This is a genomic window from Paenibacillus sp. JJ1683 (genome assembly GCF_053006485.1).
The window spans coordinates 3,742,246-3,763,593 of sequence record NZ_CM129820.1 but is presented as its reverse complement, the minus strand read 5'-3'; the positions used below and the strand labels follow the sequence as shown (position 1 = coordinate 3,763,593).

At 47.2% G+C, this 21,348-nt stretch carries 20 protein-coding genes and 1 other annotated feature; all 20 genes read left to right on the top strand.

Going from position 1 to position 21,348, the window contains the following annotated elements:
- Positions 1–4 precede the first annotated feature (4 nt).
- The 20 genes from mraY (at position 5) to ileS (ending at position 21,333) form a co-directional block, all read left to right on the top strand.
- The gene (gene mraY, locus ACUC6J_RS16060; RefSeq protein ID WP_013372092.1) at positions 5–973 is read left to right on the top strand and encodes a phospho-N-acetylmuramoyl-pentapeptide-transferase; all 969 of its coding nucleotides are present in this window, start codon (positions 5–7) and stop codon (positions 971–973) included.
- A gap of 4 nt (positions 974–977) precedes the next feature.
- Positions 978–2,399, top strand: coding sequence for a UDP-N-acetylmuramoyl-L-alanine--D-glutamate ligase (gene murD, locus ACUC6J_RS16055; protein WP_447249091.1), 1,422 nt, complete (start codon positions 978–980; stop codon positions 2,397–2,399).
- A gap of 49 nt (positions 2,400–2,448) precedes the next feature.
- Positions 2,449–3,546, top strand: a complete 1,098-nt coding sequence (gene spoVE / locus ACUC6J_RS16050; protein WP_447249090.1) for a stage V sporulation protein E — start codon at positions 2,449–2,451, stop codon at positions 3,544–3,546.
- 6 nt (positions 3,547–3,552) lie between these two features.
- Positions 3,553–4,662 carry an undecaprenyldiphospho-muramoylpentapeptide beta-N-acetylglucosaminyltransferase gene (gene murG / locus ACUC6J_RS16045; RefSeq protein WP_430212445.1) on the top strand — a complete coding sequence of 370 codons (1,110 nt, stop codon included), beginning with the start codon at positions 3,553–3,555 and terminating at the stop codon, positions 4,660–4,662.
- A 146-nt stretch (positions 4,663–4,808) separates the two neighbouring features.
- Positions 4,809–5,714 (top strand): UDP-N-acetylmuramate dehydrogenase, encoded by a 906-nt coding sequence (gene murB, locus ACUC6J_RS16040; RefSeq protein ID WP_016821542.1) that lies wholly within the window; start codon positions 4,809–4,811, stop codon positions 5,712–5,714.
- The gene (murA, locus tag ACUC6J_RS16035) at positions 5,704–7,014 is read left to right on the top strand and encodes a UDP-N-acetylglucosamine 1-carboxyvinyltransferase (RefSeq protein ID WP_013372087.1); all 1,311 of its coding nucleotides are present in this window, start codon (positions 5,704–5,706) and stop codon (positions 7,012–7,014) included. Before murB ends, murA begins: the two co-directional genes overlap by 11 nt.
- A 56-nt stretch (positions 7,015–7,070) precedes the next feature.
- Positions 7,071–7,835 (top strand): cell division protein FtsQ/DivIB, encoded by a 765-nt coding sequence (locus ACUC6J_RS16030; RefSeq protein ID WP_016821541.1) that lies wholly within the window; start codon positions 7,071–7,073, stop codon positions 7,833–7,835.
- 199 nt (positions 7,836–8,034) lie between these two features.
- The gene (gene ftsA / locus ACUC6J_RS16025; protein ID WP_031461774.1) at positions 8,035–9,306 is read left to right on the top strand and encodes a cell division protein FtsA; all 1,272 of its coding nucleotides are present in this window, start codon (positions 8,035–8,037) and stop codon (positions 9,304–9,306) included.
- A 67-nt stretch (positions 9,307–9,373) separates the two neighbouring features.
- On the top strand, positions 9,374–10,498 hold the full coding sequence (gene ftsZ / locus ACUC6J_RS16020) for a cell division protein FtsZ (RefSeq protein WP_013372084.1): 1,125 nt from the start codon (positions 9,374–9,376) through the stop codon (positions 10,496–10,498).
- A gap of 191 nt (positions 10,499–10,689) precedes the next feature.
- Complete coding sequence (gene spoIIGA / locus ACUC6J_RS16015) at positions 10,690–11,676, top strand: sigma-E processing peptidase SpoIIGA (protein ID WP_025365342.1); 987 nt, start codon at positions 10,690–10,692, stop codon at positions 11,674–11,676.
- A 105-nt stretch (positions 11,677–11,781) separates the two neighbouring features.
- Positions 11,782–12,522: an RNA polymerase sporulation sigma factor SigE gene (gene sigE, locus ACUC6J_RS16010; protein WP_290409427.1), complete on the top strand. Its 741-nt coding sequence runs from the start codon at positions 11,782–11,784 to the stop codon at positions 12,520–12,522.
- A 96-nt stretch (positions 12,523–12,618) separates the two neighbouring features.
- A complete protein-coding gene (gene sigG / locus ACUC6J_RS16005) occupies positions 12,619–13,401 on the top strand; it encodes an RNA polymerase sporulation sigma factor SigG (RefSeq protein WP_013372080.1) in 783 nt (260 codons plus the stop codon).
- Positions 13,402–13,513: 112 nt separating this feature from the next.
- A complete protein-coding gene (locus ACUC6J_RS16000; protein WP_173426158.1) occupies positions 13,514–13,858 on the top strand; it encodes a YlmC/YmxH family sporulation protein in 345 nt (114 codons plus the stop codon).
- An 82-nt stretch (positions 13,859–13,940) separates the two neighbouring features.
- A complete protein-coding gene (gene pgeF / locus ACUC6J_RS15995; RefSeq protein WP_318301148.1) occupies positions 13,941–14,825 on the top strand; it encodes a peptidoglycan editing factor PgeF in 885 nt (294 codons plus the stop codon).
- An 8-nt stretch (positions 14,826–14,833) separates the two neighbouring features.
- Positions 14,834–15,535 (top strand): YggS family pyridoxal phosphate-dependent enzyme, encoded by a 702-nt coding sequence (locus ACUC6J_RS15990; protein ID WP_193189755.1) that lies wholly within the window; start codon positions 14,834–14,836, stop codon positions 15,533–15,535.
- Positions 15,526–15,978: a cell division protein SepF gene (locus ACUC6J_RS15985; protein ID WP_013372076.1), complete on the top strand. Its 453-nt coding sequence runs from the start codon at positions 15,526–15,528 to the stop codon at positions 15,976–15,978. The genes ACUC6J_RS15990 and ACUC6J_RS15985 overlap by 10 nt, the downstream gene beginning before the upstream one ends.
- Positions 15,979–15,985: 7 nt before the next feature.
- Positions 15,986–16,243, top strand: a complete 258-nt coding sequence (locus ACUC6J_RS15980) for a YggT family protein (protein WP_013372075.1) — start codon at positions 15,986–15,988, stop codon at positions 16,241–16,243.
- Positions 16,244–16,251: 8 nt separating this feature from the next.
- Positions 16,252–17,034 carry a YlmH family RNA-binding protein gene (locus tag ACUC6J_RS15975; RefSeq protein WP_017428125.1) on the top strand — a complete coding sequence of 261 codons (783 nt, stop codon included), beginning with the start codon at positions 16,252–16,254 and terminating at the stop codon, positions 17,032–17,034.
- Between the two features lie 172 nt (positions 17,035–17,206).
- Positions 17,207–17,716 carry a DivIVA domain-containing protein gene (locus ACUC6J_RS15970; protein WP_013311075.1) on the top strand — a complete coding sequence of 170 codons (510 nt, stop codon included), beginning with the start codon at positions 17,207–17,209 and terminating at the stop codon, positions 17,714–17,716.
- A 170-nt stretch (positions 17,717–17,886) separates the two neighbouring features.
- Positions 17,887–18,165, top strand: a binding site (T-box leader).
- Positions 18,166–18,243: 78 nt separating this feature from the next.
- Positions 18,244–21,333 carry an isoleucine--tRNA ligase gene (gene ileS, locus ACUC6J_RS15965; RefSeq protein WP_257126067.1) on the top strand — a complete coding sequence of 1,030 codons (3,090 nt, stop codon included), beginning with the start codon at positions 18,244–18,246 and terminating at the stop codon, positions 21,331–21,333.
- Positions 21,334–21,348: the final 15 nt, after the last annotated feature.

Here is a 21,348-nt window from a genome sequence, read left to right as displayed (position 1 = left end):
TCCCATGGATATTCAATTATTACTGCTGACGATCGTCGTATCGTTTATACTGGCGGTCATTGCCGCTCCACTGCTCATTCCGCTGCTGCGGCGAATGAAATTCGGCCAGCAGGTCCGGGATGACGGGCCACAAAGCCATCTTAAAAAGATTGGTACGCCTACAATGGGCGGTATCGTAATCTTGCTGGCTTTTACGCTGACCTTTCTTAAGTTTTCAGCTATCAAAAATACGGACTTTTACGTTCTACTGGTTGCTACGCTCGGTTTTGGGCTGATCGGCTTTTTGGACGACTATATTAAAATCGTATTCAAACGCTCGCTCGGTCTAACGGCGCGTCAAAAGCTGTTCGGGCAGTTATTGTTTGGCGCGATTATGTGCTGGCTTCTGATTAGCAATGATCACAGCACGGCGATCGGTATCCCAGGCACCTCATGGTCATTTGATTGGGGCGGCTGGTTCTATTATCCGTTCATTATTATCATGATGTTGGCGATCAGCAACGCTGTCAATTTTACAGATGGGCTGGACGGGCTGCTGTCCGGTACAAGTGCGATTGCATTTGCTGCTTATGCCATTGTGGCGATTCAAGCAACCTCGCTTCCGGCTGCCGTTTGCGCAGCGGCCATGATTGGTGCTGTACTTGGTTTTCTCGTATATAATGCTCATCCTGCCAAGGTATTTATGGGAGACACAGGCTCGCTGGGAATCGGCGGAGCCATTGGTGCCATTGCCATTGTTACGAAAAGCGAAATTTTGTTCCTCATCATCGGTGGTGTCTTCGTGATTGAAATGCTGTCCGTGGTCTTGCAGGTAGCTTCCTTTAAAACCCGTGGCAAGCGTATTTTCAAAATGAGCCCGATTCATCATCATTTCGAGCTGTCCGGCTGGTCCGAATGGCGCGTAGTTATCACATTCTGGGCTGTAGGACTGCTGTTGGCAGGACTCGGACTTTATCTCAACAAGGGGTTGTAGACAAATGAATCATCCAGACGCATACCGAGATCAGGAAGTCGTCATTATCGGTCTGGCCAAAAGCGGCGTACAAGTGGCCAAGGTGCTACATCAGGCCGGGGCAAAGCTCACAGTCAATGATAAAAAAGATAGGGAACAATGTCCCGAAGCTTCTGAATTAGAGGCTTTGGGAATTTCCGTTTTATGCGGGGGTCACCCGGAAGGGCTGATTCACCCTGGAGTGAAACTGGTTGTCAAAAATCCAGGAATTCCTTACACGGCCCCTCCCGTACAGAAAGCTGTCGAGCTCGGCATTGAGGTCGTGACCGAGGTTGAGGTCGCCTACCATCTATGTAAAGCTCCGATTATCGGAATTACTGGCTCCAACGGAAAGACGACCACGACTACTTGGGTGGGCAAGTTGTTGGAGGCATCCGGCATGAATCCGATCGTGGCTGGTAATATCGGTACGCCGTTATGCGAGGCGGCTGTGGACGCCAAGTCGGACGAGTGGATGGTTGTGGAGCTGAGCAGCTTTCAGTTAAAAGGAACAAAGGATTTCAAGCCCGCTGTAGCCTGCTTGCTCAATGTAGCTGAGACCCATTTGGACTACCACGGAGGCATGGAGGACTATGTTGCATCCAAGGCACGTCTATTTGCCAATCAAACAGCATCGGATATCGCGGTGGTGAACTGGGATGATCCCGTCTGCCGGGAACTTGTGCCCTATATTCAAGCGAAGCTGCTTCCTTTCTCAATGACGGAACGTTTGCAGGAAGGGGTGTTCGCTGACCCGCCATACATACCGGATGTGACGGATGATATTGAAAGAAACATCGTATACCGTGATGGAAATGGGGTACTGCAACCCATTATAGGCGTGACCGATATTGGGCTTCCGGGTCGTTTTAACGTAGAAAATGCTCTAGCTGCTTGCGCAATCGCCATAGCCGCAGGCGCAGAACCAGCAAAATTGGTGGAACCATTAAGCTCTTTTCGCGGTGTAGAACATCGGCTTGAATATGTTTTAGAACACGGTGGAGTAGCTTATTACAACAATTCCAAAGCAACCAACTCCAAAGCGACCATGATGGCCTTATCTTCCTTTAAGCAACCCATCGTACTCATTGCCGGAGGATTGGATCGTGGCTCTGATTATGCGGAGCTTGTACCGTCCTTGCAGGATGGTGTGAAAGCCGTTGTGCTCTTGGGTGAGACACGGCATAAGCTGGCAGATCGGGCCCGTCAGGCTGGAATAGAGCATGTCAAGGTCGTCGATAATGGGGAGGATGCCGCCGCTACGCTCGTGGAGGCTGTAAACAAGGCAGCTGAATTTGCTGAGACGGGAGATGTGGTATTACTCTCACCCGCCTGTGCAAGTTGGGATATGTTCCAATCCTATGAAGAGCGTGGACGTATTTTTAAAGAGGCGGCGCATAAATTGTAAGTAGGGGGGTTGGATAAGCCCCTACTTTTATGCAAGGGGTGGCCTCCTGATGAAGCAATCTCGTCCGGCGCCAGATATATGGCTTTTCGTCTGTATTGTAAGTTTGTTAGCCATCGGCATGGTTATGGTATACAGCGCGGGCGCCGTCCTCGCTTTTCACGAGTACGGGGACTCCTACTATTTTGTTAAACGACAATTGCTGTTTGCGGGGCTCGGCCTTGTAGCCATGTACTTTACTGCCAGAACGGACTATCGGATTTGGCGGAAATATGCCAAGGTCGTATTGTTGATCTGTCTGGCTCTACTGGTTGCCGTTTTAATTCCTGGCATTGGTGTAGTAAGAGGAGGAGCACGAAGCTGGCTCGGTATTAGCTCTTTTGGCATTCAGCCTTCCGAGTTTATGAAGCTGGGCATGATTCTTTTTCTCTCTCAATGGCTCAGTCGTCCTGGCTATGATATTAGCTCTTTTACGCGCGGGCTGTTGCCTCCGCTTGGGCTCATGGGACTGGCCTTTGGGCTCATCATGCTCCAGCCCGATTTGGGCACAGGCACGGTAATGATGGGAGCATCCATGCTTATCGTATTTACGGCAGGCGCGCGTTTGAAGCATCTGGGTCTACTAGCCTTGTCGGGGGCAGCGGGTTTTGCTGCATTGATTGCGGCTGCCCCTTATCGACTCCAGCGTATTACCGCGTTTCTGGACCCATGGTCTGATCCGCTTGGCGCGGGTTATCAAATTATTCAATCGCTATATGCTATTGGTCCTGGCGGATTGGCGGGGCTGGGGCTCGGCATGAGTCGGCAAAAATACAGCTACGTTCCTGAGCCACAGACGGACTTTATCTTCTCTATACTGGCGGAGGAGCTTGGTTTTATCGGTGGAATGACGGTACTGGGGCTTTTTTTGGTCCTTGTTTGGAGAGGGATGCGTGTCGCTATTACCATCCCGGATACCTATGGCAGTTTGCTTGCAGTCGGTATTGTCGGAATGGTGGCGGTACAGGTCGTTATTAATATTGGTGTTGTTATCGGTTTAATGCCAGTGACAGGAATAACACTGCCCTTAATCAGCTATGGAGGTTCTTCACTGACCTTAATGTTAACTGCTCTGGGTATTTTATTAAATTTATCACGTTATGCGAGGTGAACGTTTATGCGCGTCGTGTTGAGCGGCGGCGGTACTGGAGGACATATATATCCAGCACTGGCCGTAGCCAGACAGTGCGAAGAAATAGATCCGGACGCTGAATTTTTATACATTGGCGGTCAACGAGGACTTGAAAGTAAATTGGTTCCTCAGGAAAAAATTCCATTTGAGGCTATTGATATCACAGGATTTCGTCGCAGCTTGTCTGTGGAAAATATAAAAACGATCATGCGCTTTTTCAAAGGAGTTCGCAGGTCCAAAGCATTATTAAAGAAATTTAAGCCAGATATCGTTATTGGCACCGGGGGATATGTATGCGGCCCTGTCGTTTATGCAGCTTCCAAGTTGGGAATCCCCAGCATTATTCATGAACAAAATGCAATTCCTGGATTGACTAATGCATTTTTGAGTCGCTATGTGGATACAGTGGCTGTTAGCTTTGAAGGCTCGGAAGGAGCTTTTCCCAAAGCTAAAAATGTACTATACACTGGGAACCCACGTGCTACAACAGTTCGTCTGGCTAATCGGGATCGGGGATTTGCAACTATAGGGGTTCCTATGAACAGCTCTGTGGTCCTGGTGGTTGGCGGCAGCAGAGGGGCAAAGGCCATTAACGATGCCATGATTGCAATGGTTCCGCAACTTTCGCAACTGAAAGACGTCCATTTTGTATATGTAACCGGCGAATCTTATTATGAGCAAACGCTGGACAGCATACGAAATCAGATCGGCTCATTGCCCAATCATCTACATGTGCTTCCCTATATTCACAATATGCCTGAGGTGCTGGCTTGTACCTCTTTAATTGTTAATCGTGCAGGTGCGTCCTTCTTGGCAGAGATTACATCGCTCGGCATTCCGTCCATTCTGATTCCATCACCCAATGTGACGAATAACCATCAGGAGGCTAATGCTCGTACACTTGAAAAGGCAGGAGCTTCTGTCATGATCACAGAAAAGGAATTAAGTGGCCCGGCTCTGTTTCAATCTATAGCAGAAATTATGAAGGATGAGGCAAGGCGGAGCCGAATGGCGGAGCTGGCATCTGCGCTTGGCAAGCCTGACTCAGCAGATATTTTAGTAAAAGAAATGGAGCGTCTTGCCCATAATAGGTAGTCCGCAGCGCAGATTTGGGCGGTTGTCACACACTGGACGGTATTTACATAGGATACCCTATAGATTGTGACCATCACCCAGGCTGCCGGTTGTTAGGTGAGAGCCTTATAACGATGCGGGGCAAGCAACAAGGAGGTTTCAGTACAATGCAGCAATGGATGCCATTATTAGCGGAGCATGATATCGGAAAAGTGCTGGAGCATGAGCCGCTGTCCAAATATACGACCTGGAAGATCGGAGGCCCTGCCGATGCTCTTGTGATCCCGGATACCAAAGAGCAGTTGGCAAGGATTTTGAAGCTGGCTAGCGAGCACGGAATTCCCTGGATGCAGTTGGGGCGAGGCTCCAACATGCTCGTCTCTGACAAAGGGATTCGGGGACTGGTGATCAAGCTTGGACCAGGATTTGATTATGTTCGTTTTGAGGATGAACAGATCGTTGCTGGTGGAGGCGTTTCACTGGTTAAACTATGTGTTATGGCTAGCAAGCAGGGTCTGTCAGGCCTTGAGTTTGCTGGTGGTATTCCAGGATCGGTCGGTGGGGCTGTCTACATGAACGCCGGTGCCCACGGGTCTGATGTGTCACGAATATTCCAGTCCGCTGAGATTGTGCTGGATACAGGGGAATTGGCTGTGTACAATGCCGAGGATATGCACTTTAGCTATCGTCACTCCGTGCTGCATGAGCAACGTGGAATGGTGACAGAGGCAGTGTTCCAGATGAAGCGGGGGGACCGAGAGGAAATCTCAACAGCGCTTGCGGCTTTTAAAGACCGCCGTAGGCTGACCCAGCCGCTACAGTTAGCTTGTGCAGGAAGCGTGTTCCGTAATCCACCAGGAGACTATGCTGCCCGGCTTATTGAAAGCGCAGGTCTCAAAGGTTTGAAGGCGGGAGGCGCTGAGGTATCAGTACAGCATGCTAATTTCATTGTAAATACCGGTCAAGCGACAGCAGAGGACGTGCTTACCCTAATGAAGCATATTCAAAGTACAATATCATCTCAAACCGGCATCAAGCTAATTCCGGAGGTTTTCGTAGTGGGTGAGCGGTAAACTCGGAGGTGATACATTGGACAAATTGGTGATTGAGGGAGGCCGTCCCCTGTCAGGCACCATACGTATCCATGGGGCAAAAAATGCGGCACTACCTATTCTTGCAGCAAGTTTGCTTGCACAAGGTAAGGTGGAAATTCGGAATGTCCCCCATCTTTTAGACATTAAGGTCATGCTGCACATCCTAGAAAGACTTGGTTGCACATGCCGACATGAAGAGGAAACGGTATATGTGGATACATCGTCCGTCCGAACGTTCCAAATTCCTGAGGATTTGATGAAGCAAATGCGGTCATCTATCTTTCTAATGGGACCGTTGCTCGCTAGATACGGAGAAGTTTCCATTTATCAGCCCGGAGGCTGCGCCATAGGCGAGCGCAAAATTGATCTTCATCTGGAGGGCTTAAAAGCTCTTGGCGCAGAGATCGAGGAGAAAGACGAGCAAATTACGTTTCGAGCCCGCAAGCTGATCGGCTCGGACATCCACATGGATTTTCCGAGCGTAGGCGCAACAGAAAATATTATGATGGCTGCCGCGCTGGCCGAAGGACGAACAACGATTACCAATGCAGCGAGGGAACCAGAGATTCAGGATCTTCAAAACTTTCTGAATGCCATGGGAGCCCATATTATCGGTGCTGGAACAGACACAATTACAATCACGGGAGTCAGTCAACTCAATCCTTGTACGTATGAGGTCATTCCTGACCGCATAGTAGCTGGAACGGTTATGATTGCAGCGGCAGCTACACGAGGTAGTGTGTCGTTGACACACTGCAATCCTTCCCACTTGTCTGCTCTGATTCACGTCCTCAGGCGGGCTGGTGTTCAAATTGGCATCTTGAATGATATAATGACCGTAAGTTGTATGAGTCGTCCCAAAGCAGTGGAGAGGATCGTTACCTCACCTTATCCGTCATTTCCGACGGATTTGCAATCTCAGGTCATGGTTCTATTATCTTTGGCGGACGGCTTCAGTGTCATGAAAGAGACTGTCTTCGAAAGCCGATTTAAACATGTAGATGAACTGAATGTAATGGGTGCTGATATTACGGTCGATGCGAATGCTGCTTTTATAAGAGGGGTTTCTCGTCTGTACGGGGCTACAGTAGAGGCTACCGATCTGCGGGCAGGAGCTGCACTGGTTATAGCCGGTCTAGCCGCTCAAGGACGTACCATTGTCGAGCAGGTTCATCACATTGACAGAGGGTATGACCGGATCGAACGTCTTTTCCAGGGATTGGGTGCCCGAATGAGCCGTCAGTCTCCGGTGCCCGAGCAGCTGGATTTCGTAAATTAATGCCTATAATGTCCCTCCGTTAACGGGGGGACAAAGGGCTTTTGTGGAGAGAAGCTATGCCAAATGCTCAAATACCTGTTCTTAAAAAGAACAGAACGAAAAAAAGAACAAGCCGGAAGATTGCTATTCTTCTCATTTTGTTGTTTATTGTACTGCTCGCTGTTCTCTTTTTCCGTTCTTCGTTGAGTCAGGTTTCTGAAATTCGTTTTGATGGTAATGTATTTTCGACCCGGGAGCAACTTCTCAATCGAAGTGGTCTCGCTGTCGGAGATCAATATTTCGGAGTCAGTTCATCCGACGTCTCTGAGAAGTTGCGGGAAATTCAGTCGATTCAGCAAGTCACAGTGGACAAGCAGTTTCCGGGCATCATTACGATTCACATTAAGGAGTTTGCTACAGTAGCTTACGAGTTGCAAAGTGACGGTAGCCTGCGTGCTATTCTAGCAAATGGGACAAGCGTGGGCGTAGGAAGCAGTGGGATAGCGGTTGAAAAGCCTATTTTGACTAAATGGAAATCAGATGATCCCTACAAAGCGAAGCTGTGTGATGCTTTATCACGCATTCCGGGAGAATGGACAGCTGATATTTCGGAAATCATTCCGGCGCCGATTCCTTCTTTTCCAGACCGTATAAAAATGTACACGCGTTCCCAGTTTGAGGTTATTACAACTGTTTCACTGTTGAACTCTAAAATCAGCTATCTGAACCAAGTGCTAGAAACAGAAGAGCCTGGTGTGATCACAATGCTGGAGGCGGATTCCTACGTTCCATTCAAACCCGATACGAGCGAAGAGGGCCAAGAAAAAGATACTACTCAGTGATGTGAAAAAATGCTAGAATTGATTTTATGGGTAATAGACTTGCCTCCTTCTTTTTTCTTCAAATTTTTATGTGACTGCAACCATAAATTGGCTTCTAAAAAATTTGTAGAAAAAAGAGGGAAAGCATGGAGTATGTTGAATATGTACAGAGTGTGTTTAAAGAACGAAATTCATTTTGGAGTCAGGAGGTGCCACAGACTTGAGCAACAATGACATCATTGTTAGTTTGGACATCGGTACATCCAAAGTTCGGGCTATTATTGGGGAAATGAATAATGGAACCTTTAATATTATTGGAGTTGGATCTGCCGACTCGGAAGGGATTCGCAAAGGTGCAATTGTAGACATTGATCAAACCGTGCAATCAATCCGTAACGCCGTGGATCACGCAGAACGCATGGTTGGTATTCAAATAACAGAAGTGTATGTGGGGATCTCAGGCAACCATATTGGTCTGCAAAATAGTCATGGCGTAGTAGCCGTGTCCAACGAGGACCGTGAAATCGGTGAGGAGGACATTGAACGTGTACTGAAGGCAGCAGAAGTAATTGCCGTACCACCGGAGAGAGAAATCATTGACGTGGTAGCCAAGCAGTATGTCGTGGATGGCCTTGAAGGAATTCAGGACCCTCGTGGTATGATCGGTGTTCGTCTCGAAGTAGAGGCTACGATTGTTACTGGAGGCAAAACCCCAATACATAATCTGTTGCGCTGCGTTGAGAAAGCTGGCCTGAGGATTAAAGATCTCGTCTTGTTGCCTCTCGGAGCTGGACAGTTGTCTCTTTCGAAGGATGAAAAGGTGATGGGTTCCGTGCTGGTGGATATTGGTGCAGGTTCTACGAATGTGGCCATTTTCCAGGAAGGAACGATTGTTGCTACATCAACACTCCCAATCGGCGGAGAATTTGTAACCAATGATATTGCCTACGGACTGAGAACCCTTACCGATCAAGCCGAAAAAGTTAAACTCAAATACGGCTGCGCTTGGTATGATGATGCAGCAGCCGATGTCGTCTTTAAAGTGACCCGTATCGGCAGTAATGTAGATAAGGAGTTCAACCAACAGGATTTGGCTGCTATTATTGAGCCGAGAGTACAGGAAATTTTTCAACTCATTCAGGCGGAAGTTAAGCGCTTGGGTTACACAGAGCTTCCGGGGGGTTATATACTTACCGGAGGCACCGTCTCCATGCCTGGTGTACTTCAGGTGGCACAAAGCGAACTGGCCGCTTCCGTAAGGATCGCTGTACCTGATTTTATCGGTGTAAGGGATCCGGGATACACGAGCGGAGTTGGTATCTTGCATAATGCTATTCGTTACTATCGCGGGAGATCGACTAGTGTTAGCAACAGTGGCGGTAGTACCAAGAAGCCGACTAACCGAACCAAGAGCAGCAGTCCCGTTACGGAAGGCGAGCAGAAGCAGGGGTTGATTGAACGCTTAAAAAATATGTTCAGTGAATTTATATAACGTTCATTGCTAATTATGCCAATCATGGACGGGCCATCCATGCACATTGAGGGGGAGATGGAATAGTATGTTGGAATTTGATTTTGAAATGGAGAGCTTGGCTCAAATTAAAGTGATCGGCGTCGGAGGCGGCGGCAGCAATGCAGTTAACCGAATGATCGAAAATGGAGTTCAGGGTGTAGAGTTTATTACTGTCAATACAGATGCCCAGGCGCTTCACTTGGCGAAGTCTGAGCATAAGCTTCAAATTGGCGATAAGCTGACTCGTGGTTTGGGTGCCGGGGCTAACCCTGACGTGGGTAAAAAAGCGGCTGAAGAGTCGCGTGAGCTCATTATGAATACGCTCAAAGGCGCGGATATGGTATTCGTAACTGCGGGAATGGGTGGCGGTACAGGAACCGGAGCGGCCCCTGTCATTGCTGAAATTGCTAAGGAGTGCGGTGCGCTGACTGTAGGCGTGGTAACCCGACCATTCACATTTGAAGGGCGTAAACGCTCTAATCAAGCTGAACTTGGCATTGAGGGATTGAAAGAAAAAGTAGATACCTTGATTGTAATCCCGAATGATCGCTTGCTTGAGATTGTGGATAAGAAAACCCCAATGCTGGAAGCATTCCGTGAAGCAGATAATGTTCTGCGTCAGGCCGTACAAGGTATTTCGGATTTGATCGCTGTACCGGGTCTGATCAATCTTGACTTCGCTGACGTAAAAACGATCATGACGGAGCGTGGTTCCGCGTTGATGGGGATTGGCGAAGCGACGGGTGAAAATCGTGCGGCTGAAGCAGCGCGCAAGGCTATCATGAGTCCGTTGCTAGAGACATCCATAGAAGGTGCGCGTGGTGTCATTATGAACATCACTGGCGGCACCAATTTGTCTCTATACGAAGTCAATGAGGCGGCTGAAATTGTAACATCAGCTTCCGATCCGGAAGTGAACATGATTTTCGGTGCTATCATTGATGAAGACTTGAAAGAAGAGATTAAGGTTACCGTGATCGCCACTGGTTTTGAAGGTAAGCCGAGCCAACCAGCACCGGGACGTAGACCAGCAGCTAACCCAGCGGCTTCCGAAGCAACGGAAAAGTCCTCTCCTAACTTGCGTCCATTCGGTAACACTCAAAGCAGTGACCAATTGGATATTCCGACATTCTTACGTAACCGTTCACGCAATAATAATAACGATAACTAGTTTATATCTAGACAGCCCGCATCTTCCTTGGAGATGCGGGCTTCTTTCTGTTTTCTCCGCATCCCGCACGGCCAGTGCTTCTCCTCTTTCCGACAAAATTAGTCGGACACCGTCCCCACCGTTAGACAGACTTTGAACCATATGACTACTATACTTAAGCCTATCCTGCAAAATGCTGGGCGGGTGAATCCTTGGTTGTTTATATCGATTTAATTTTCTTGGCCAATTTGTTCATTGATGCTGTGTTGCTAATGGCCACCGCCTGGATGAGAAAGATTCGTCCAGTGTGGTGGCGATTGATGACTTCAGCTGGAATTGGCGCAATGTATGTAGTCATGATGTTTGTGCCGGAACTGTCATTTTTATTTACGTTTCTAATCAAGCTGGCCTTATCGGTCATCATGCTGCTGGTGGCATTTGGTTTTGGAAGCATGCAAAAGTATCTTCGTACAATGGGTGCCTTTTACATGATCAATTTTGTAGCAGCAGGTGGCATTTTGGGGATGCATTATTTTCTCCAAAATACGGGGGAATTGTTTAATGGCATCTGGTATACCGCATCAGGTGGAATGTCTTTTGAATTGAAAATCGCATTCTGGTTTATTTTATGCGCATTTGGCGGAGTGATGCTTTTCTTTCGTATTGTGCAGTCCTCGAAGCAGCGCACAGAAAGGATGAGTGGCTTTTTGGGGCAAGTACAGGTGTGGATTGGGCAGGATCATATTGAGTGTACAGGCTTGTTGGATACAGGTAACCAACTGCATGATCCTTTGACCCGAACCCCAGTAATGGTGATGGAGGCGGCTTTGTGGGAATCGTATTTACCCGCTTCCTGGCTCCAAAAATGTTCTGAGGGTAATGCTGATCAACTAGTGATGGATCTGGGGGAGGAACCGTTCAACTGGCAGGATCGTGTTCGTCTCGTTCCCTATCGTGGAATTAACAAAAGTCATTCCTTTATGCTCGCACTCAAACCAGATCGAGTAGAGGTGGTGATGAATGGGATTCATTTTGTACATCATCGAGTGCTGATTGGCTTGGACGGGGGAAAGTTGTCGGCAGAGGGCAAATACCGTGCCATCATCCATCCAGATGTGACGGCACACGAAGAGGGGGGTGCCGATTCAAGCTTGAAACGAGAAGCATATGCTAGTGATCATTTTACAGAATCAGGATAATGGAGAAGAGTACAGGACAAGGTTTAAAGACGAGGAGAAACATTCGATGCTGAAATTGGACGGAGCCAGTAAGACTTGTACTATTTCCAAAAGGGGGAGAATGATATGAGGAAACAAATGAATTTAAAGATGAAATTTAGGCTAGCATGGCAACTGCAATATTATCGTATTTTATTTTTATTCGGGCTGAAAAGTGAAGAAATTTATTATATTGGCGGTAGCGAGGCGCTCCCCCCTCCATTAACAAGAGACGAGGAAGAGTATTTGCTTGGAAAGCTTTCTTCTGGAGATGCGGCAGTAAGGTCGATGCTAATTGAGAGAAACTTGCGGTTAGTCGTGTATATCGCCCGTAAATTTGAAAATACGGGAATCAACATTGAGGATCTCGTATCCATCGGTGCTATTGGGCTGATTAAAGCGGTGAACACTTTTGATCCAGAGAAGAAAATCAAACTTGCCACCTATGCATCTCGATGCATTGAAAATGAGATTTTAATGTATTTGCGTCGTAATAGCAAAACGAGAACAGAAGTTTCTTTTGATGAGCCTCTGAATATCGATTGGGATGGTAATGAGTTGTTGCTTTCCGATGTGATGGGCACGGAAAATGATACCATTTACCGTAATATTGAGGAGCAAGTAGATCGTAAATTATTGCATAAGGCACTGGATAAGTTGACGGATCGAGAGCGTTTGATTATGGAACTGCGCTTCGGCTTACAAGACGGAGAAGAGAAGACACAGAAGGATGTTGCTGACCTGCTGGGTATATCGCAATCGTATATTTCGCGTCTGGAAAAACGAATTATAAAGCGCTTACGAAAAGAATTCAATAAAATGGTATAATGCTTGGGGATATCCGGAAGCGATGGAAACGGCGAATAAAAAAATGCCCTCAGGAGATAATGTACATTAATGTTGCTCCTTGGGAGGTAAGACACGATGACCCGAAACAAAGTGGAAATTTGCGGTGTGGATACCGCCAAACTGCCGGTATTAACCAATGCAGAGATGCGCGAGCTGTTCACATCACTTCAGCAAAATAATGAACGATCAGCCAGAGAAAAATTGGTCAACGGCAATCTCCGGCTCGTCCTGAGTGTGATTCAGCGTTTTAACAATCGGGGGGAGTTTGTGGACGATTTGTTCCAGGTAGGATGCATCGGCCTGATGAAGGCGATTGATAATTTTGACCTTTCGCAAAACGTAAAGTTCTCCACTTATGCGGTGCCGATGATCATCGGAGAGATCCGCCGTTATTTGCGGGATAACAATCCGATCCGTGTGTCCCGTTCGTTGCGGGATATTGCATATAAGGCGCTTCAGGTGCGGGACAGTCTGACAAATCTGAACTCGCGGGAACCAACGATTTTTGAAATATCAGAGGTGCTGAACGTGCCTAAAGAAGATGTTGTGTTCGCATTGGATGCGATTCAGGATCCAGTTTCGCTGTTCGAGCCGATATATCACGACGGGGGCGACCCAATCTATGTGATGGATCAGATCAGTGATGACAGAAATAAAGACGTCTCATGGATTGAGGAAATCGCTCTCCGGGAAGCGATGCATCGCCTGGGCCAGCGTGAAAAGATGATATTGTCTATGCGTTTTTATGAAGGAAAGACGCAAATGGAGGTTGCCGACGAAATCGGTATCTCTCAAGCCCAGGTTTCGAGATTAGAGAAGTCGGCTATACAGCAAATGCAAAAACATGTAAAGTCCTAATGAAATGAATGCTTGAATGATTCAGTGATAAAAACGATCCCGTGCGGATCGTTTTTGCGTTTGCAGGACATTTTTTGGGCTCTCCCACTCATATAGTGAAATAAAGGATGTGATGCGTGTGAATGCACCGGAAACGTCAGTAAGAGCCATGAAAATTTCCGAGTTTCAAACCAAGGATGTCATTAACATTGTAGATGGACGACGTCTAGGACAAATCAGTGATCTGGAGATTGACGTACGACAAGGGAAAATTGAAGCTATTGTGGTTCCGGGCAGCAGCCGATTCATGGGTTGGTTTGGAGGGGGAAGCGAATTGGTTATTCCGTGGCGCAACATTGTGAAAATTGGTTCGGATGTTGTGCTTGTTCGACTGGAGGGATTGCATGAGCCGCCGGATGAGAGGGAGGAAAAGTCTTATATCGAACGTCAGGAACGGAATGACCGACGGGGCTTTTGAACAGCAGGTACACGTAATTTAGTATGTTGTGAAGACACAGCGGCGGCTTTTTGGTACACTGGGCAGTAGAGGTGAGAACGAAATGGAACCGTTTATAGTGAATACCGAGGCTAGAGGGACTACGCCCATGCAAGATGGCGGACGTCCCGTGCCAGAGTTGTTATATATCCAATCTTGGGAGCGGCAGGTTCAGGGATTAACAGTGGGGTTTACAGGGCGTCATGGCGGTGTCAGCGAAGCGCCATACGACAGTTTGAACTGTGCGTTTCATGTAGGCGATGACCCCGTGAAAGTCATTCGCAATCGCCGACTGATTGCTGAGCAGCTTGGTTTTGCTGCTGAAGCGTGGACGTGCGGCGAGCAGGTCCACGGTAATCATGTTGCTGCTGTCCAGGCTACCGATCGTGGGCGAGGCTTTATGGATCGTGCCTCAGCTTTTCAGGACACAGATGGACTTGTGACGAATATACCAGGCATTTTGCTGACGTCCTTTTATGCGGACTGTGTACCCTTATATTTTTGTGATCCCGTGCATCGTGTGATTGGATTGGCGCATGCAGGCTGGAAGGGAACAGTTGCGGAGATTGTGTTGAAAATGGTACAGACCATGCAAACTGAATATGGATCTCAGCCGTCCGATATACTAGCAGCTATTGGTCCTTCTATTGGTCCTGAATCCTATGAGGTAGATGAGCATGTGATGAATCAAATCCGGGTTTTAGAGCATGATTGCCCGGGTAATGATAAATGGGAAGGTTCTGTTTATTTCCCCTTAACTGGTGGAAAAACACTACTCGACTTGAAACAATGCAATCGACACATTATGATGAAAGCAGGAATATTGCCGAGCCATATCGAATGTACTACCTTGTGCACGAGTAGCCGCAGCGATTTATTTTTTTCATATCGCAAGGAAGGCGGCGTTACAGGAAGAATGGCGAGTTGGATTGGTCTGGAAGAGAGGTGAGTCCTCCCGTGTCTTTGGAGGAACGAATTAAAGAAGTTAACGCCCGTATCGAAGCGGCATGTGCCCGTAGCGGACGTTCGCGTGATGAAGTAAATGTGATCGCTGTCACGAAATATGTTTCGGCGGCGGCAATGGCATCCGTATTGGATAACGACTTGGAGCATGTGGGCGAAAATCGCTGGCAGGATGCTGCGGATAAATGGAGCAAGTTGGGTGATCGGGGAACGTGGCATTTTATTGGTCATCTCCAAACGAATAAGGTTAAAGATGTAATTGGAAAATTTAGATTTATACATTCGCTTGATCGCTTATCGCTTGCTCAGGAATTGGACAAGAAGGCAGCCGCTTTGGGACTGCGAGTCAAAGCTTTTGTGCAAGTCAATATTTCTGGGGAAATTTCAAAATACGGCTTATCCTCCGAGGCAGTTGCCCCTTTCCTGGAACAAATTCGCGAGTTGGAACATGTGGATGTAATCGGCCTGATGACCATGGCTCCTCATGAGGAAAACCCAGAACATACTCGACCTGTGTTTCGGGGATTACGTGAACTGCGTGATCGGTTAAATGGACAAGCTTTGACTAGAGAACCTATCGTTCACTTGTCTATGGGGATGTCCAATGATTTTGAAGTGGCGGTTGAAGAAGGAGCGACTTGGTTGCGGCTTGGTTCCGTACTGGTCGGACGAGAGGAGGATTTTCAGTGGGCGTAATGAATAAGTTCATGAACTTTCTGGGCCTTCAGGAAGAAGAGGAAGTTATAGAGCGAGAGGTTATGAATACGCCGGAAGATCAAGAAATTGAAACCCCAAGCTTTGATAAACGTAAGAACCAGAAGGGCACGAATGTTGTCAGCATCCATTCACAAAAAAATGTGAAAGTTGTTCTGTATGAGCCGCGTTCTTACGATGAAGCACAGGAAATCGCCGACCATATCCGTTCCCACCGGACCGTCGTGGTTAACTTGCAACGAATTCGCAAGGATCAGGCGCTACGCATCATTGATTTTTTGAGTGGCACTGTGTATGCACTGAGTGGCGGCATTTCGAAGGTCGGTAACAATATTTTTCTGTGCACACCGGATACGGTTGAAATTCAAGGCTCCATTACGGAGATACTGGCTGACACTGAACAAGAACTTAACAGAATGAGGTGAGCTTTTCTTGATCGAGGTAATTTACTGGCTATTTCAGATTTATTCGTACATGATCATTGCATATGTCCTGCTGTCATGGCTTCCTAATGCCAGAGAGAGTGTGATCGGTGATTTACTTGCCAGGTTTGTGGAGCCATATTTGTCTCCTTTCCGCAGGTTTATACCGCCAATCTTCGGGATGATTGATATTTCACCTATCGTAGCGCTGATTGCTCTGCGTTTTGCATCGTACGGTTTGATTTCTTTAATCGGCAATTTCGTCTAGGAGGATTTATGCGGACTGAGATTTATGAGCATTTTCACCCGGATGAACGGGATTATGTGGATCGTGCTTCCGAATGGATCAGTCATGCGGGAGCTTATCATGAGCAGAAGCTGACTGATTTTTTGGATCCGCGGCAACAGTACATATTGGAGACACTTGCTTCGAAGGAAGACAAGGTCACGATTAGGGTAGATGGCGGATACATGGCTTCGGAACGAAAGCGGGCGCTGATTGCGCCCGATTATTCGTATTTGGACGATGAGGAAATGGGAATTCAGGTCCTTTCCATCACTTCTGATGATCATAAAATCAATACCCTTGAGCACGGCGATTATCTAGGTGCCATTTTGGGGCTTGGGATCAAGCGTGGCAAAATCGGGGACATTCATGTGCTGGATGATGGGTGTCATGTATTGGTGGCGTCAGAGATTGGAGATTTTATGACCATGCATTTGCAGCAGGTACATCGTGTTCATGTATGGACAGAACTGTTGCCAGTAGCAAGTCTCCGAACGAAGGAAGTCGCATTAGAGGCGATGGATCTGACGGTGGCTTCTTTGCGCCTGGACGGGATTGCTAGTGACGTCTACAAATTGAGCCGCAGTAAAATATTAACACCGATTCGAGCGGGACGATGTCGGGTAAACTGGAAGGTGGAGGAGAATCCATCGACTTCACTTAAAGTTGGGGACGTTATTTCCATGCAGGGATTTGGGCGTTTTAAAGTGCTTGAAACAGACGGGATGACAAAAAAGGGTAGATTCCGTGTCAAAATTGGTAAGTTTGTATAGCTGAAGGCAGGATTCATGAGATTTCTGTCGAAAGAATTAACCTATAGCGTTGAACTGGAACGATTTTGCTCTGTACAGTATTCACAAAACGGGGTATGATGACCGATAGATGATATTGAGCGTCGTGACGCGGAAAATGAATTTTTTGTCAATCTTATAGGAGGTGGACGGCATGCCATTAACGCCATTGGATATACATAATAAGGAATTTGCCCGCCGGCTTCGCGGTTATGATGAGGATCAAGTTAATGAATTTTTGGATCAGGTGATCAAGGACTACGAGGGCGTTATCCGTGAAAATAAAGAATTGAGCACCCAGTTGTTGAACGTACAGGAGAAGCTCGATCATTTCGCGACAATTGAGGATACACTGAGCAAGACAATTATTGTCGCGCAGGAAGCAGCTGATGAAGTTCGCAACAACGCCAAGAAAGAATCTCAACTGATCGTGAAGGAAGCGGAAAAAAATGCGGATCGTATTGTGAACGAAGCATTGTCCAAATCCCGTAAAATCGCGTTGGAGGTTGAAGAGCTGAAGAAACAGGCTTCAATTTACCGAGCACGGTTTCGTACATTGGTGGAAGCGCAGCTCGACTTGTTAAGCCAAGATGGCTGGGAAGCACTTGAAAACCGGGAACGCGAAGTGCTGGAGCGCGAGCGTGAAATGAAAGAAATTTACTAATTTTGATTTCTGACAAGCTTTTATTAGGTCTTGTTAGGGTTGACTTTTATCTTTAAACAGGCTATAACTGTAAATACTATACTGAATTCAACGATTATCCGTCTATCGGTTGATGGTTGTGATTCAAGGCAACGATGTTGCTGATTTAAGATTTCGATGAATTTAACATGTTTAATTCGTTGATGGGAACGAGTACGTCATGATTTGTCCCTCAGAGAGTTGGCCTACCGGTGCAAGCCAACGTTCAGAACATGACTGAAGATCCTCCCGGAGAAGTGAGCTGAAGCGCTTAAACTTGGGGCGTGTGTAAGCGATCACCGTTTGCCATGCGTTATAATGGCGCCCTGCTGAAGTAGAGTAGGGCTCAGAGAGTCGTGACAAGATCGTCTTTTTAGATTGGTCTATTTACGGAATCAGGGTGGTAACGCGAGCACAGTCTCGTCCCTTTTACAGGGATGGGGCTTTTTTTGTTGCTTTTTTAAGTGCGCTAGAACAATTAATGATGAGCAGAGAGGAAGTATAACGTTATGAACAGAGTGGATGTTAAAGAAAAAGCACGGTCACGTGACCTACGCATCCTGAGCAAATGGAAACAGGAGGACACATTCCGTAAATCCATTACCAATCGTGAAGGAAAGCCCAATTTTGTGTTTTATGAGGGCCCACCAACAGCTAACGGCAAACCACACATCGGTCATGTGCTGGGTCGCGTAATTAAGGATTTCGTCGGCCGCTATCAGACTATGAAGGGATATCGTGTCGTACGGAAGGCGGGTTGGGATACGCATGGCCTGCCGGTGGAACTGGGTGTGCAAAAGCAACTGGGGATCTCCCACAAACCTGAAATTGAAGAATATGGTGTTGAGAAATTTATTAAAAAATGTAAAGCGAGCGTGTTTGAATACGAGCAGCAATGGCGCGATTTAACCGAAGCGATCGGATACTGGACAGACCTTGATCACCCGTACATTACCTTGGACAATAACTATATCGAGAGCGTATGGAACATTTTGGCGACGATTCATGAGAAAGACCTGCTGTATCGTGGTCATCGTGTGAGTCCGTATTGCCCGGATTGTCAGACGACGCTAAGTTCCCATGAAGTAGCACAGGGCTACAAAGATGTAAAGGATCTGAGTGCCACGGCCAAATTCAAGCTGCATAGCAGTGGTGAATATGTACTGGCCTGGACGACAACACCTTGGACCTTGCCGAGCCACGTGGCGCTCGCTGTCAACCCTGAGCTGGAATACGCACGTGTGAAGCAAGAAGATGGTGTATACATCGTTGCTAAAAATCTGGTTGAGACCGTAATTAAAGGTGATCATGAAGTGATTGGCACACTATCGGGTTCTGAACTGGTAGGCCAAACCTATACCCCGCCATTTACTTATTTTCAGGTGGAAAAGGGCAACCAAATTCTGGGTGCGAAGTTCGTAACAGACTCCAGCGGTACAGGTATCGTTCATATGGCTCCGGCACATGGTGAGGATGACTATCGCGTATGTCGTGAAAATGGTGTTGGGTTTATCAACGTAGTGGATCTTCAAGGTAACTATGTAGCTGAAATCACTGATTTTGCAGGCCGTTTTGTGAAAGATTGCGATGTAGATATTGTGAAAATGCTATCCGAAAAAGGTTTGCTGTACAGCAAGGAAAAATACGAGCATAGCTATCCGTTTTGCTGGCGCTGCGATACTCCATTACTGTACTATGCTATGGACAGCTGGTTTATCAAAACAACTGCGATCAAGGATCAACTGATTGCCAACAACAGCGAAGTTGAATGGTACCCAGGTCATGTACGCGAAGGACGCTTTGGCAAGTTTTTGGAGGAACTGGTGGACTGGAACATCAGTCGTGATCGCTATTGGGGTACACCGCTTAATATCTGGGTTTGTGAGGAAACTGGAGAACAGTTCGCACCCCACAGTATTGCTGAGTTGAGAGAACGTGCGATTGGGGACGTGCCGGCGGATATCGAGCTACATAAACCATATGTAGATGATATCAAGGTTCGTAGCCAATGCGGTAAATACGAAATGACTCGCACACCGGAAGTCATCGACGTATGGTTCGATAGCGGTTCTATGCCGTTTGCACAGCATCATTATCCTTTTGAGAATAATGAAACGTTCGAGCAGCAATTTCCAGCAGATATGATCTGTGAAGGGATTGACCAGACTCGTGGCTGGTTCTATAGCTTGCTTGCGGTTTCGACTATGCTGACTGGCAAAGCTCCTTACAAAGCTGTCATGGCAACAGGCCATGTACTGGATGAGCAGGGTCAGAAAATGTCCAAATCGAAGGGCAATGTTATCGATCCGTGGGAAGTAATTGACGAGTACGGTACAGACGCTTTCCGCTGGGCATTGCTCTCCGATAGCGCACCATGGAATAGCAAACGTTTTTCCAAAGGCATCGTAGGCGAAGCTAAATCGAAGCTGGTAGATACGCTTGTCAATACACACGCATTTCTGACTTTGTATGCAGATATTGACGGATTTGATCCGGCACAGCATCCGTTCAAGCCATCGGCACACAAATTGGATCGCTGGATTTTGTCCCGTCTGAACAGCTTAATTTTGGTTGTGGACAAAGCATTGTCTGTCAATGACTTCCTGAACTCTGCCAAAGCGATTGAGTCGTTTGTGGATGAACTGAGTAACTGGTATATCCGTCGTTCACGTGATCGATTCTGGGGTAACGGGCTTACAGAAGATAAGCTGGATGCGTACCGCACACTGACGAAGGTGCTGTTAACGACGGCGAAGCTGCTTGCACCGTTCACACCGCTGCTTGCTGAGGATATTTACCTCAACCTGAGCAATGGGGAAAGTGTTCATCTGGATGACTATCCGTCTGCCAATGAATCCTTAATTGATCTGGAACTGGAGCGAGATATGGAAACGGCACGTCGCGTCGTTGAATTAGCACGTAATGTCCGTAACGAAACGGGTTTGAAAACACGTCAACCGTTGTCTGAGTTGATTCTGTCTATGGATCAGGATTTTGACCTGGGTGGCTATGAGGAAATCATCAAAGATGAGATCAATGTGAAGCATATTCATGTTGAGACGGACGATAGCGGATTTGTAGATTTTACATTGAAGCTGAATTTGAAAGTGGCAGGCAAGAAATACGGCAAAAATGTCGGATTCCTACAAAATCTTTTCAAGGGAATGTCTGCTGAAGAAACTCGTTCTGTTTTAGAAAAAGGGGTACTGAACGTGGCTTCTCCAGAAGGAGAAGAGTTGCAAGTTACAGCTGAGGAATTGCTGGTGGAGAAAAAAGCGAAAGAAGGCTTCGCTTCTGCTTCTGGCTATGGCTTAACGGTAGCGTTGAACACAGACATTACACCGGAGCTTGAGCAAGAGGGCTGGGTACGTGAAGTGGTTCGTGCGGTACAAGACTACCGCAAAAAGCTGGATCTGCCGATTGAAAAGTATGTAGCATTGACGTTGGATGTAGACAACGACTTGCGTCAGGCGATCGAAAGCTTCGACTCTGTGTTGCGTGAGAACGTATTGGTAACCACGGTGACATTCGGTCAAGCCGAACCAGCGGAACATGTAGAAGTGAATGGCAAAACGATCGGCGTTCATATTGGGGAATAATTACAAGCCCCCTGT

Bases quoted from the DNA above. Each gene is read 5' to 3' on its own strand.
- mraY (WP_013372092.1), top strand. From the start codon at position 5: ATGGATATTCAATTATTACTGCTGACGATCGTCGTATCGTTTATACTG.
- murD (WP_447249091.1), top strand. From the start codon at position 978: ATGAATCATCCAGACGCATACCGAGATCAGGAAGTCGTCATTATCGGT.
- spoVE (WP_447249090.1), top strand. From the start codon at position 2,449: ATGAAGCAATCTCGTCCGGCGCCAGATATATGGCTTTTCGTCTGTATT.
- murG (WP_430212445.1), top strand. From the start codon at position 3,553: ATGCGCGTCGTGTTGAGCGGCGGCGGTACTGGAGGACATATATATCCA.
- murB (WP_016821542.1), top strand. From the start codon at position 4,809: ATGCAGCAATGGATGCCATTATTAGCGGAGCATGATATCGGAAAAGTG.
- ACUC6J_RS16030 (WP_016821541.1), top strand. From the start codon at position 7,071: ATGCCAAATGCTCAAATACCTGTTCTTAAAAAGAACAGAACGAAAAAA.
- ftsZ (WP_013372084.1), top strand. From the start codon at position 9,374: ATGTTGGAATTTGATTTTGAAATGGAGAGCTTGGCTCAAATTAAAGTG.
- sigE (WP_290409427.1), top strand. From the start codon at position 11,782: ATGAGGAAACAAATGAATTTAAAGATGAAATTTAGGCTAGCATGGCAA.
- sigG (WP_013372080.1), top strand. From the start codon at position 12,619: ATGACCCGAAACAAAGTGGAAATTTGCGGTGTGGATACCGCCAAACTG.
- ACUC6J_RS16000 (WP_173426158.1), top strand. From the start codon at position 13,514: ATGCGTGTGAATGCACCGGAAACGTCAGTAAGAGCCATGAAAATTTCC.
- pgeF (WP_318301148.1), top strand. From the start codon at position 13,941: ATGGAACCGTTTATAGTGAATACCGAGGCTAGAGGGACTACGCCCATG.
- ACUC6J_RS15975 (WP_017428125.1), top strand. From the start codon at position 16,252: ATGCGGACTGAGATTTATGAGCATTTTCACCCGGATGAACGGGATTAT.
- ACUC6J_RS15970 (WP_013311075.1), top strand. From the start codon at position 17,207: ATGCCATTAACGCCATTGGATATACATAATAAGGAATTTGCCCGCCGG.
- ileS (WP_257126067.1), top strand. From the start codon at position 18,244: ATGAACAGAGTGGATGTTAAAGAAAAAGCACGGTCACGTGACCTACGC.